The organism is Cyclobacterium lianum (assembly GCF_900143075.1).
In the GTDB taxonomy this organism is placed as follows: domain Bacteria; phylum Bacteroidota; class Bacteroidia; order Cytophagales; family Cyclobacteriaceae; genus Cyclobacterium; species Cyclobacterium lianum.
In genome coordinates, this window is record NZ_FRCY01000002.1 from 134,586 (window position 1) to 147,798 (window position 13,213).

General features: G+C 47.3%; 11 protein-coding genes. 1 reads left to right on the forward strand and 10 read right to left on the reverse strand.

Going from position 1 to position 13,213, the window contains the following annotated elements:
• Positions 1–11: 11 nt before the first annotated feature.
• The 7 genes from leuD to ilvD are packed head-to-tail and all read right to left on the reverse strand — an operon-like array spanning position 12 to position 8,516.
• Positions 12–602, reverse strand: coding sequence for a 3-isopropylmalate dehydratase small subunit (gene leuD, locus BUB19_RS03210; protein ID WP_073091896.1), 591 nt, complete (start codon positions 600–602; stop codon positions 12–14).
• A gap of 4 nt (positions 603–606) precedes the next feature.
• Entirely contained in the window at positions 607–2,028 is a 1,422-nt protein-coding gene (gene leuC / locus BUB19_RS03215; RefSeq protein ID WP_073091901.1) for a 3-isopropylmalate dehydratase large subunit, read from the reverse strand.
• Positions 2,029–2,048: 20 nt separating this feature from the next.
• Entirely contained in the window at positions 2,049–3,548 is a 1,500-nt protein-coding gene (locus BUB19_RS03220) for a 2-isopropylmalate synthase (RefSeq protein WP_073091906.1), read from the reverse strand.
• Between the two features lie 5 nt (positions 3,549–3,553).
• Positions 3,554–4,597, reverse strand: coding sequence for a ketol-acid reductoisomerase (gene ilvC / locus BUB19_RS03225; protein WP_073091909.1), 1,044 nt, complete (start codon positions 4,595–4,597; stop codon positions 3,554–3,556).
• A 30-nt stretch (positions 4,598–4,627) separates the two neighbouring features.
• Positions 4,628–5,128 carry an acetolactate synthase small subunit gene (gene ilvN, locus BUB19_RS03230; RefSeq protein ID WP_073093133.1) on the reverse strand — a complete coding sequence of 167 codons (501 nt, stop codon included), beginning with the start codon at positions 5,126–5,128 and terminating at the stop codon, positions 4,628–4,630.
• Between the two features lie 5 nt (positions 5,129–5,133).
• Positions 5,134–6,828, reverse strand: coding sequence for a biosynthetic-type acetolactate synthase large subunit (ilvB, locus tag BUB19_RS03235; protein ID WP_073091912.1), 1,695 nt, complete (start codon positions 6,826–6,828; stop codon positions 5,134–5,136).
• Between the two features lie 5 nt (positions 6,829–6,833).
• The gene (ilvD, locus tag BUB19_RS03240; protein ID WP_073091916.1) at positions 6,834–8,516 is read right to left on the reverse strand and encodes a dihydroxy-acid dehydratase; all 1,683 of its coding nucleotides are present in this window, start codon (positions 8,514–8,516) and stop codon (positions 6,834–6,836) included.
• A 540-nt stretch (positions 8,517–9,056) separates the two neighbouring features.
• Between ilvD and ispE the strand changes: the two genes are divergently transcribed.
• Positions 9,057–9,866 carry a 4-(cytidine 5'-diphospho)-2-C-methyl-D-erythritol kinase gene (gene ispE / locus BUB19_RS03245; protein WP_073093135.1) on the forward strand — a complete coding sequence of 270 codons (810 nt, stop codon included), beginning with the start codon at positions 9,057–9,059 and terminating at the stop codon, positions 9,864–9,866.
• A 4-nt stretch (positions 9,867–9,870) separates the two neighbouring features.
• Here the strand turns inward: ispE and BUB19_RS03250 are convergent, their stop codons facing one another.
• The 3 genes from BUB19_RS03250 to tgt form a co-directional block, all read right to left on the reverse strand.
• Complete coding sequence (locus tag BUB19_RS03250) at positions 9,871–10,788, reverse strand: DMT family transporter (RefSeq protein WP_073091919.1); 918 nt, start codon at positions 10,786–10,788, stop codon at positions 9,871–9,873.
• A gap of 1 nt (position 10,789) precedes the next feature.
• Complete coding sequence (locus BUB19_RS03255) at positions 10,790–11,863, reverse strand: LptF/LptG family permease (RefSeq protein ID WP_073091923.1); 1,074 nt, start codon at positions 11,861–11,863, stop codon at positions 10,790–10,792.
• Between the two features lie 152 nt (positions 11,864–12,015).
• Positions 12,016–13,146 (reverse strand): tRNA guanosine(34) transglycosylase Tgt, encoded by a 1,131-nt coding sequence (gene tgt, locus BUB19_RS03260; protein WP_073091929.1) that lies wholly within the window; start codon positions 13,144–13,146, stop codon positions 12,016–12,018.
• Positions 13,147–13,213 lie beyond the last annotated feature (67 nt).

The window sequence follows — 13,213 nt, forward strand, 5'->3', positions numbered from 1 at the left end:
CAAAGGAGATATTATCTGCCAGCCTCAAAAGCTTTAATCTCTGATTTCAGATTCAGCAGGTAATCAATGTCGTCAAAGCCGTTTTTCATGTTCTGCTTTTTGTAGGCGTTGATATCAAAGCTTTCCGACTTGCCTGTGGCTAGCAGGGTAATGGTCTGTTTGTTGATATCCACTTCCACCTCGGTAGAAGGATCTGCCTCCACAGCTTCAAACAGCTCATCGGCAAACTCCGGCGTAACCGTAACTGGCAATACGCCGATATTCAAACAGTTGTTTTTGAATATGTCTGCAAAGAAACTGGATACCACACAGCGAAACCCATAATCGTATATGGCCCAGACAGCATGTTCCCTACTGGATCCGGAACCAAAATTCTTGCCCGCCAGAAGGATTTTCCCATCATAGGTCGGATCATTAAGTACAAAATCCGGCTTTGGATTTCCCTCACTATCGTAGCGCCAGTCCCGGAAAAGGTTATCTCCAAATCCCTTACGCTCGGTTGCCTTTAAAAACCTGGCTGGAATAATCTGGTCGGTATCTACGTTCTCCGAAGAAAGTGGGACCACTCTACTGGTCAAAATATCAAATTTATCGTATGCCATCGCTTTAAACTTCTAATACTGGTTCTTCAATCAAATCCCTGGGATCGGTAATCTCTCCTGTGATGGCTACAGCAGCCACTGTCAGCGGGGAAGCCAAAAGTGTCCGGCTGCCCGGCCCCTGCCTGCCTTCAAAATTACGGTTAGAGGTAGACACCGCATACTTGCCGGAGGGAATCTTATCATCATTCATGGCCAGACAGGCCGAGCATCCAGGCTGTCTGAGCTTGAAACCGGCATCTTCAAGTATTTGTACCAATCCTTCTTCTATGGCCTTTTTCTCCACTTCTCTGGATCCGGGTACAATCCAGGCCGTAATGTTGTCGGCCTTCTTTTTGCCCTTCACAAATTCTGCCACCGTCCGCAGGTCTTCAATCCTACCGTTGGTGCAGCTACCGACGAATACGTAGTCAATTTTCTTACCTTTCATCGCTTCGCCTGGCTTGAAGCCCATATAATCCAATGACTTGATGTAGGACTTCTTAACACTTTCCTTCATGCCCTCAGTCGTGGGGATACTGTCCTTGACCTTCACACCCATGCCAGGGTTGGTACCGTAGGTGATCATTGGTTCTATATCTACCGCATCGTAATGGTACTCCAGGTCAAACGCTGCTCCCTCATCCGTTTTCAGGGCCCTCCATTTGGCGATCGCTGCATCCCAATCTTTTCCTTTGGGCGCAAAATCCTTTCCTTCCAGGTAATTGAAGGTGGTTTCATCAGGCGCAATCAACCCGCCTCTAGCGCCCATCTCTATACTCATGTTACAGATCGTCATCCTGGCTTCCATGCTCAGGGAACGAATTGCACTCCCCGCATATTCAATAAAATAACCGGTGCCTCCGCTGGCAGATATCTGGGAAATGATATACAGGATGATATCCTTAGAGCTCACCCCTTTACCCAAAGTACCGTCCACTGTAATGCGCATTTTTTTAGGCTTGGCCTGCATGATGCATTGGGTAGCCAGAACCATCTCCACCTCTGAGGTGCCAATGCCAAAGGCAATGGTGCCGAAAGCCCCGTGGGTAGAGGTATGGCTATCTCCGCAGACAATGGTCATTCCGGGTTGAGTAATCCCCAGTTCGGGTCCGATCACATGGACAATACCGTGGTGGTCCGTTCCCAGGTCATGCAAATCTATTCCATGCTTTTTACAATTTTCCCGGAGTTTTTCTACCTGCATGCGGGAAAGCTGATCTTTGATCGTTTTGTCCTGGTCAATAGTGGGTACATTGTGGTCTGGAGTGGCAACAGTCCTTTCCGGAAACATCACCTTATTGCCCCTTTTTTCCAGATTCAGAAACGCCACGGGACTGGTCACTTCATGGATAAAATGCTTATCAATGAAAAACACATCCGGGCCCTCCGGTATAGATTTGATGACATGAGCATCCCAAATCTTATCAAATAATGTTTTCTTCTCCATTATGGTTAAATTTTTGTCACTTACTTGACGGGTAACTTGTTTAAAGCATCCACAAACGCTTTAGCTGACGCCAAAACGATATCTGTCTCTGATCCAAATCCATGGTACGGTTTCCCTTCATGCATCAGGCGCATGTGTACCTTGCAGGTATCATCGCTCCCCTTGGTCATGGCCTGAATCAAAAACTCATCCAGGACTACCTGATGGGGAATAAGCTGTTTGATGGACTTGATCACGGCATCCACTGGTCCGTTGCCTTTGGAGCTACCCTGTTTGATTTCTTCTCCTATTGACAAGGAAACCGATGCGCTGGCTTCCTCACCTTCTTTGCCCTGATAGGCGATCTGATCGAGGGAAATAAAAGGGGAATTCTCTATGTGCTCACCGAGCAGGGCCAACAAATCCTTTCTACCTATATCGCGTTTGGCATCCGCCAGCACCAGGAAATCTTCGTAGATCTCATCCAGCTTTTCTTTGTCAAATTCAAATCCCAACAGCTTGAGGTGGTGTTTGAGGGCAGCCCTGCCACTCCGGGCTGTCAGCACAATAGAAGACTCCTCAACACCTACATCTTTGGGATCCATGATCTCATAGTTCTCCCTGTTTTTCAACACACCGTCCTGATGAATGCCTGATGAATGGGCAAACGCATTTCTTCCTACGATCGCCTTATTGGGCTGAATGGGCATATTCATCAGCTTGGATATGATCCTGCTGGTCTCGTAAATTTTCCTGGTATTGATATCGGTGTAAACGGGGATTTCCTTGTGGCTCCTGATGGCCATGACTACCTCCTCCAGTGAGGTGTTGCCGGCCCGCTCACCTATACCATTCATCGTTACCTCCACCTGCCGGGCGCCGTTCAGCACTCCAGAAAGACTGTTGGCCGTAGCCAAACCCAGGTCATTGTGACAATGCGTGGCAATTATGGCCTGGTCGATATTGGACACACTTTCCTTGAGGTGGCGGATGATATTGCCGTACTGCTCAGGCAGACAGTAACCTGTGGTATCCGGTATATTGACTATCCTGGCTCCTGCATCTATCACAGCTTCAATGATGCTTGTGAGAAATTCAGGGTCAGCCCTCCCTGCATCTTCCGCGTAAAATTCTACTTCTTCCACCAGATTACGAGCCAGTTTCACAGCCCTGACGGCCTTTTCCATTACGGCTTCCGGCGTACTTCTGAGTTTGTGCTGAATGTGGTAGCCGGACACCCCTATACCTGTGTGGATCCTGCTTTTTTTCGCAAATCGCAATGCCTGCGCCGCCACTTCGATATCTTTGTCTACAGCCCTGGATAAAGCGCAGATAATCGGCTTGTCCACAGCCTTCGATATTTCCACGACAGAGTTAAAATCCCCGGGGCTGGATATGGGGAACCCAGCCTCGAGGATATCAACGCCCAGTTCTTCCAAAGCCTTGGCTACCACAATTTTTTCCCGGGTATCGAGCTGGCAGCCCGGCACCTGTTCACCATCCCGGAGGGTGGTATCGAATATCCAAAGCTTTTCTGACATCTTTTTTAGTTGTTCTCTGGTCTTAATTTACGTACGGTGGCACCTGCCTGCCACATTTCTGATTCTCTCAATTCCTTTAACTCTTCTTCCAGCTTCACCCTGTAATCCGACTTACTGTTGGCTTCAATCGACTTGGCCGCTTCCTTGCCTGCCTTTACACTATTGTACAAGTCTTCGAATACAGGTTTGGTCGCATCCCGGAAAGGCTTCCACCAGTCCAGAGCACCCCGCTGGGCGGTAGTAGAACAGTTGGCATACATCCAATCCATACCGTTTTCAGCAACCAGCGGCATCAGGCTTTGGGTCAGTTCTTCGACCGTTTCATTGAAGGCCTCGGAGGGTGAGTGGCCGTTGGACCGCAACACTTCGTACTGAGCTGCAAAAATCCCCTGTATGGCTCCCATAAGGGTACCCCTTTCTCCCGTGAGATCGGATGTTACTTCTTTATAAAAGTCGGTTTCAAACAAATATCCTGAACCGACTCCTATTCCGAGTGCAACGGCCCTGTCACGCGCTTTGCCGGTGGCGTCCTGATAAATGGCAAAAGAGGAGTTCAAACCTCTCCCTTCAACAAACATTCTCCTCAATGAAGTTCCTGAACCTTTTGGTGCTACCAGGATCACATCCACATCCTCGGGAGGAATGATCCCCGTCTGGTCTTTATAGGTCACGCCAAAGCCATGCGAAAAATACAAAGCTTTTCCTGCCTTGAGGTGTTTTTTGACGGTAGGCCAGAGGGCAATTTGTCCGGCATCAGACAACAAAAACTGAAGAATGGTACCTCTTTCGCAGGCTTCCTCCAGTTCAAAAAGGGTCTCACCGGGTATCCAACCGTCCGCAACGGCCTTGTCCCAGGTTTTGGAATCTTTTCGCTGCCCTACAATGACATTGAATCCGTTGTCTTTCAGGTTAAGGGCCTGTCCAGGTCCCTGTACCCCGTAGCCTAAAACGGCAATAACTTCGCCTTTAAGTACTTCTTTGGCTTTTTCCAGAGGGAATTCCTCCCTTGTTACTACGTTTTCTTCAACTGTACCGAACTTCAGTTTCATAATTATATGTTAAAATTAAATTTAAATAGTTTACAAATATTTATCTATGGTTTCCATGGGCTTGGCCACAGCGACCCTTCCGGACCTAACGAATTCCAAGACATTGAATTCCTTCAGTACCTCCAACAATTCCTGTGTTTCCTCTTTGTGCCCTGTCATTTCGACCACCACAAAATCCTTTTCGGCAGAGATGATCCTCGCATTGTGCTGGCGAATCACCCTTTCCAAACCGGAATCGATATTGTCGATAGGAATTTTGTACAGCGCAATCTCCTGAAAAACCATCTCATCGTCCAGGTAATAAAAAGCCTTGATCACATCGATGATCTTCTCTATTTGCTTGGATAGCTGGATGATCTGTTCTTCCGTGGTATGGACCACTATGGTAATCCGGTAGATCCCTTCCTCCCGGCTTTCAGAAGCAGTAAAACCATCAATATTGATGCCCCTACGGGTAAATATCAGCGTGATTCTGCTGAGTATACCTATGAAATTTTCTGTGAAGACAGAAATGGTGTATCTTTTATTCATTTGAATCAACTAAGTCTAACTTCCTCAACCGAACTTCCCGCTGCAATCATGGGGAATACATTATCTTCTTTTTCTACCACCACTTCCAGGAAGTAGGGTCCTTCGTGTACGAACATTTCAGCTACTGCCTGCCTCAGGTCCCCACGTACATCTACCCGCTGGACCCTGAAATTGTAGGCTTCTGCGATTTTGATGAAATCCGGATTGTCTAGCTCAGTGAAAGAATAGCGTTTGTCAAAAAACAATTGCTGCCACTGCCGCACCATTCCAAGGAAATTGTTATTCAACAATACCACTTTAACAGGCGCCTTGGTCTGCATGATAGTACCCAATTCCTGAAAGGTCATCTGAATCCCGCCATCGCCTACCACACAGATCACCTGTCTGTTATAATCATGCAACTGCGCTCCGAGGGCGGCAGGAAGCGCAAAGCCCATGGTTCCAAGACCTCCCGAGGTTACCTGAGTGCGTGAGGTTTTGTACTCAAAATACCTCCAGGCTACCATTTGGTGCTGTCCCACATCGGTTACCAGGATAGCATCATCCGATTTGAATTCATTGATGTGCCGGACCACTTCGCCCATGGTCAAACCTACTTTGGTAGGTGAAAGGTCGTTGCCCACTACTACCCGTTTTTCCTCAGCTTCCAGTTCCCGGAAAGCCTTGATCCAATCGGGATGGGTACGCTGATCTACTTTGCCGGTGAGTTTTTCCAGGCTGATGCGGCAATCGCCCAAAACGGCCACCTCACATTTTACATTCTTATTTATCTCTCCGGGATCCAATTCCAGATGGATTACTTTTGCCTGTTTGGCATAGCGCTTGACATCGCCGGTCACCCTGTCATCAAACCGCATTCCCACGGCAATAAGTACATCACATTGGTTTGTCAGTAAGTTGGGGCCATAATTTCCATGCATGCCCAGTTTACCTACAAAATTGGGATGAGACTCCGATATGGCACCAGTGCCCAACAGCGTACAGGCTGCGGGTATTCCGGATTTATCCAGAAATTCTTCCAGTGCTTTTTCGGCTTTCCCCAATACCACCCCTTGCCCAAACAACACGTAGGGTTTTTTGGCCTGATTGATGAGCCTGGCGGCGCGATCAATTGCCTTGTCATCCAGCTTGGGATAAGGCCGGTAGGATCGGATATTCAGACAGGGAACGTAATTGAACTCCCCCATCGCTGTCTGCGCATCTTTGGTAATGTCTATCAATACCGGACCCGGTCTGCCGGAGCGGGCTATATGAAACCCTTTGGCTATTGCCGGGGCAATTTCCTCTACCTTCCTAACCTGTATGTTCCACTTGGTGGCAGGCATGGATATGCCCACCACATCAGTTTCCTGAAATGCATCTGTTCCCAAAAGATGTGAAGCCACCTGTCCGGTAATACAGACCAAAGGAGTACTATCGATCAGCGCATCTGCCATTCCTGTGATCAAATTGGTAGCACCGGGTCCTGAGGTAGCCATACAGACCCCCACCTGGCCCGAGACCCTGGCATAGCCCTGAGCGGCATGTATGGCTCCCTGCTCGTGCCTGGTCAGGATGTGCTGGATGTGATCCATATAATCATACAGGGCATCATATACCGGCATGATTGCCCCGCCGGGGTAGCCAAAGATGTACCTGGCATTTTCCGCCACCAATGACTTGATGACAATTTCAGCCCCTCTAATTTGGGAATCCTTCATAATCGTTAACTTTTATCTGTCACGCATCCTTCAGATGCCGTAGAAACTAACTGAGAATATTTTTTTAGCGTTCCATTTAAATGGCTTAAATCCTTGTTAACCCATGTTTTTTTACGTTCCGCAAAAGTCTGCTCTGAAACATTACAGCTGATCTCCAGATTTTCGGCATTGATGGTGACAATGTCTCCATTTTGCAGCAGACCGATAGGGCCGCCGGCATACGCTTCGGGCGTCACGTGCCCGACGACAAAACCATGGGTACCTCCTGAAAAGCGTCCATCGGTGATCAAAGCCACGTCTGCACCCAGGCCGGAGCCAATAATGATCGAAGTAGGCTTGAGCATTTCCGGCATTCCGGGTCCACCCTTGGGGCCTACATACCTGATCACCACGACATCACCTTTTTGAATTTCCTGATTTTTCATGGCATCGTTCGCCTCCTGCTCTGAATTGTACACCTTCACCGGCCCGGTAAAAGAAACCCCTTCTTTGCCGGAAATCTTGGCCACTGCACCTTCAGGTGCCAGGTTGCCATTGAGTATACACAAATGCCCTGTAGTTTTTATCGGGTCCTCAAGGGGATAAATGACACTTCCTTTTTCTGCCTTCACCGGAGCAATGTTTGCCAGATTCTCTGCCAATGTTTTACCTGTCACCGTCATGCAATCTCCGTGCAACAAACCATGGTCCAGCAGGTACCTCATAAATGCGGGAAGTCCACCCTGGTCATGAAGGTCTTCCATCAGGTATTTGCCACTGGGTTTGAAGTCCCCCAGTACAGGGGTACTTGCATTGATCCTCTTAAAGTCTTCCAACCCAAAATCAATGCCAGCAGTCCGCGCTATGGCCAGAAGGTGTAGGACGGCATTGGTACTTCCTGCCAAAGCCACTACTACCCTCACAGCATTTTCCAGGCTTTTCCGCGTGACGATGTCCTTTGGCTTGAGGTCCATGGCCAGCAGATTGGCGATAAACTCTCCTGCGGCTTCGCACTCCGCCTCTTTCTCTTTAGAATTGGCCGGATTGGAAGCACTGTACGGCAGGGAAAGACCCATGGCTTCAATGGCCGACGACATGGTGTTGGCCGTATACATTCCTCCACAAGCGCCTGCGCCGGGACATGCATTTTTGATGACGCCCATATAGTCTTCATCTGAGATCTCTTTCTTGATACGCTTGCCATAAGCTTCAAATGCGGATACAATATTGAGTTTCTCACCTTTGTACTTTCCTGAACGGATCGTGCCACCGTATACCATGATGGCCGGCCTGTTTACCCGCAACATACCCATGACCGCTCCGGGCATGTTCTTGTCGCATCCTGCCACCGCCACAATGCCATCAAACGAATGCCCCAGAATAAATGATTCTATAGAATCTGCGATGATTTCCCTTGACGGGAGACTATAACGCATCCCCGCCGTGCCCATGGAAATACCATCACTGATACCTATCGTATTGAAAACCATACCAGTCAGTTTGGATTTTACCGTAGCCGCTTTTATGGCTCTTGCAAAATCATTGAGGTGCATGTTGCAGGGATTGCTCTCATAACCGCAGCTTGCCACACCCACAAAGGGTTGTTTCATTTTCTCATCTGAAAGACCTGTGGCGTACAACATGGCCATTGAAGCGGGATTCTCCTGATTATCACTTACCTCCCAACTGTGTTTTTTTGAATTACTCATTTATTCTATTTGGTTTTTTTGACAACTGGCTTATAAAAAAAAGTGCTTCACTCGAATGAAGCACTTTATGTTATTTTTCTATCGGCAATAGATCAGCGCTTCATCCCTTACTAGATGATAATGACGATAAGTACGACAAGGCTGACCAAAATGAACATTTCTCTTCTTTTACTGGTAAACGATACCTTAATAGGTATAATGATAATGCAATATTAAAACCCATAATCCATACTTACAATATTTTATTTCATTTTTTAATTTAAGCGAAATAATAAAATTAGGTATTTGAAATATAAATAGGAAGTTTAGTTTATTATTAAGTATACTGTAGAATTTAATTTTTTAAATTTTACCAATGTAAAAAATTTCAAAATATTATTCTGATGCAAATTTTTGTGAATTTTTTTCCGAAAATACGCCTTTCCAGATGCCTTTACCCAGGTCGGTTCCCGTTTCCCCATTTCTGCATGATGAATTGTCCGATATCTCTCCCAATATCCGCAGCTTTCTTTTACTTTTGGATGCTAAAGGCTTATGATCATGATCACTTTTCCCAACGCAAAGATAAATCTTGGATTGCAAATACTCCGAAAGAGGCAGGACCACTTTCATGACATTGCTACCTGCATCTATCCGATACCATTGACAGATGCGCTGGAAATCATTCCTTCTGGTACCCTGCATTTCGGTAGCAGCGGCAGAGACATTCCCGGAAACCCGGACAGCAATCTTGTTTTGAAGGCCTATCAAATGCTTTATGCTGACTACCCCCGGATAAGTCCTGTGAGTATTCACCTGTATAAAAAAATCCCCATAGGCGCGGGCTTGGGTGGGGGGTCCGCCGACGCAGCATTTGCATTGAAAATGATAAGCGATATTTTCGGTTTAGATCTCGATGTACTACAACTCGAACATTATGGCGGCCAGCTCGGAAGCGATTGCCCCTTTTTTATTGAAAACCAGCCGCGCATTGCTACAGGAAGAGGAGAGTTATTTCAGCCTGCTCCGGTAAATCTCTCCGGAAACTGGGTCTACCTGGTACACCCGGAAATTCATATCAGTACCCGGGAAGCTTATGCAGGTGTGGTACCCAGATCCGGCCAGAAAGACCTCAAAGAAATTCTTGACAAGCCCTCGACCTGGAAGACGGATCTTACCAATGATTTTGAAGCCAGCCTGTTCGAAAATCACCCCACATTGTCAGCCATTAAAACCTCTTTTTACGAGGCCGGTGCCTGGTATGCAGCCATGTCAGGATCAGGATCCGCCGTTTTTGGTTTGTTTTCTTCAGCCCCGGAAAAGCTTTCCTTTCCCAAGCACTATTTTCAGTTAATCCGGCAATTGGATTAGCCCTTCATTGGAGCCTGCGCAACTGGCGGGTCATCTTCTTTCTGAGGGCATACTGAATAAGAGGGTAGATGCAAACCGAAGAGAGGATAATCAGCGTTCCCAGATAAAAACCGGGTGTCATTTTCTCCTTTTCTCCAAAGACCATGAAAGCGAGTAAAATCCCGTAAACAGGCTCCATATTGATGGTCAGGTTGATCGCAAAGGCTGTGACCCTTTTCATCAAATGAACAGAGGCAGTAAATGCAAATACGGTACAAACCTGTGAAAGGATCAATAGCCAAAACCAATCCCAACCCTGCGGCAGAAAGGCGCTGCTTTCGCGCGCAAATAAAGAGAAATAAATGGGTAAAAAAGCCAGCCCTGCCAGGCAGGCACCCAGCATCTCATAAAATGTGATGGTAAAGGGGCTGCTGGACTTGATCAGCCGGCCATTGACCACTGTAAATATGGCACCTATCAGGGCCGAAAATACAGCCATGCTCAGCCCGAGCCAATAGCCGGTTTCAAATTTAAAGATGACAACCAAACCGAGTATGACAAGCAAGCCCAGGAAAATCTCGAACCATTTGATACGTTCGCGGTTCACCAGCGGTTCGATAATGGCGGTCCAAAGCGAGCAAGTGGCCATTCCGGCAAGACATACCGAAGCAGTAGACACTTGCGCTGCCCAGAAAAACAGAATCCAGTGGACCCCGATCAGGCCGCCGGTAAACAGGAATTTGGGCAATTTTGACCAACTGACCTTTACCGGTATTTTTTTGAAACGTAACAATACAAAAAGCCCGGCAGCAGCCATGAGTGTCCGGTAGATGACGATCTCTACGGGAGGAAGGGTAATCAACAGTCCCAAAACAGCCGTAAATCCCCAGATCAGAACGACAAAATGCAGCCAGAGATAGTCTTTTATATTGGCAAGATCCATGTCATCGGGGTACGGTTTTGTACAGAACCAAACCCGTCAGCCCAAAAACCATATTGGGTATCCAGACGGCCAATACCGGATAGGCTGTGCCGGCCTCTGCAAAAGTTCTGGAGAGTAAAAAAAGAATGATATAGACAAATGCCAAAAGAAAGCCCAGCGCAATCTTAAATCCGGAGCCCCCTCTGGTTTTTTTAGCAGAGACGATAACGCCGATAAAAGTGAGCAATATGGCTGCAAAAGGAGACATATACCGGACATACTTCTCTATGCGGTAAAAGCTGATGTTATCCGCACCTCTTTCTTCCAGAATTTGTATTTGGTTGTTGAGCTCAGGAAGGGTGAGCGTTTCATGATGGTTCAGCGGCAGATCAAAATCATTCGGTGTGATGGATAGGGTAGTGTCCATTTCCTCGCCGGTTTCCCAATGCTCCCCCATCTCCTGCAATTCGCGAAGCTTCCAATTTTTTGCACTCCAGGCATTGGTAGTCGTATCCCAAACGATCCGGTCTGCGGAGAATTTGGATAGCAATTTGCCCTCCTCGATGTGCTCCAGTGTAAAACTGTAACCCGAATTGTTAGAGGTATAATACCGCAAAAGATAGGCATAGACATTTGGGGCTACCTTGATATGGATATGCTGTTGGTTCGACTGCTGTTCCTTGTCGAGGTATTCTACCTTAAATTGGGAAACACCTGCGGTCGCAACCGGCAAAACCCAGCCATTTAGCAGAAAACTCACTACTGCTATCAACATCGCAGAAAGCAGGAATGGGACCAGCATCCGCATAAAACTTACCCCACTGCTTAGAATGGCAATGATCTCTGTTCTGCCAGCCATCTTGGAAGTGATAAAAATAACAGATATGAATACCGTGATCGGCGTCAGCAGGTTGTTCAGGTACAGCCCGTAATTCAGCATATACTGCAGTATTTCACCGGTGGGCACGTTATTGCGGATATAGGTATCGTTCTTCTCGGTAAAATCCAACACCAGGACCACCATGATCAGCATCAACACCACAAAAAGGTAGGTTTTGAGGAAATCCTTTATGATCAATTTGTCCAATAGCTTCATTGCCTGTTTGTAAATTTGTTTTAAGCGGCCAGCGGGCCGGTTATCGGCAGCAAGGTAAACTGCCTGCTCCGGCTATGCGCCCCAAAACAGCCGCATTTGGTCAATTACCCATCATACCATTCGATACAAAAACGAAATGCTTTCCCACAGGTTTACAATCTTCTGCTGACTTTTTCTACCATGGTATTTTTCCATGAAGCAAAATCACCCTGTAAAATGTGCGCTCTGGCTTGTCCTACCAGCCAAAGGTAAAAGGATAAATTGTGAATACTGGCAATCTGTGCGGCCAACATTTCCTTACTGATTGTGAGATGTCTGAGGTAGGCCCTGGTGTAAAAACTACTGACATGGGAAGGAAAGCCAGTATCAATCGGCGAAAAATCCATTTTCCATTTTTCATTCCTGATATTGATGATCCCTTCGCTGGTGAATAGCATGCCATTCCGGGCGTTCCGGGTCGGCATTACACAATCAAACATGTCAATGCCCAGGGCTATCCCTTCCAGGATATTAGCGGGTGTACCTACTCCCATCAGATACCGGGGCTTTTCCTCCGGCAAGAGATCTGTTACCAAATCCGTCATTTCATACATCAACCCGGCAGGCTCTCCAACCGACAGGCCGCCGATTGCATTCCCGTCCATGTCCTGGTCAGCAACAAACCGGGCCGCATCCTGCCTCAAATCTTTATAGGTACTCCCCTGGACTATCGGGAAGAGTGACTGCTGATATCCGTATCTGCCGCCGGTCGATTCAAATCTCGTCTTACAGCGCCTGAGCCAGCGCTGTGTCAGTTCGAGCGATGTTTTGGCATAGCTCCAATCGCAGGGATAGGGCGTACATTCATCAAAAGCCATGATGATGTCAGCCCCGATACTTCGCTGTATATCCATGACCGATTCCGGGCTGAAATGGTGCCTGGACCCATCAATATGGGATTGAAACATTACTCCTTCTTCTGTTATTTTACGGCTATCTGCCAGAGAAAAAACCTGATATCCGCCGCTATCCGTAAGTATAGGACCTGACCAACCCATGAATTTGTGCAGGCCGCCCGCTACTTCCAACACCTCCAGAGCAGGCCTCAGGTACAAATGGTAGGTATTGCCCAGGATAATCTGCGCCTTTACATCGTAAGTCAGTTCGCGCTGATGCACTGCTTTTACTGATCCTGCGGTACCCACCGGCATGAAGATAGGCGTTTGTATCTCGCCATGATCCGTCAGGATACTGCCAGCTCTGGCTTTTGTGGTTTGATCTTTATGCTGAAGATTAAATTTCATTCCTTGGTTTCGTTGAAAAATCCACCGATTACTCCTTATATTTGGACACAAAAATAGCTGCATTTCT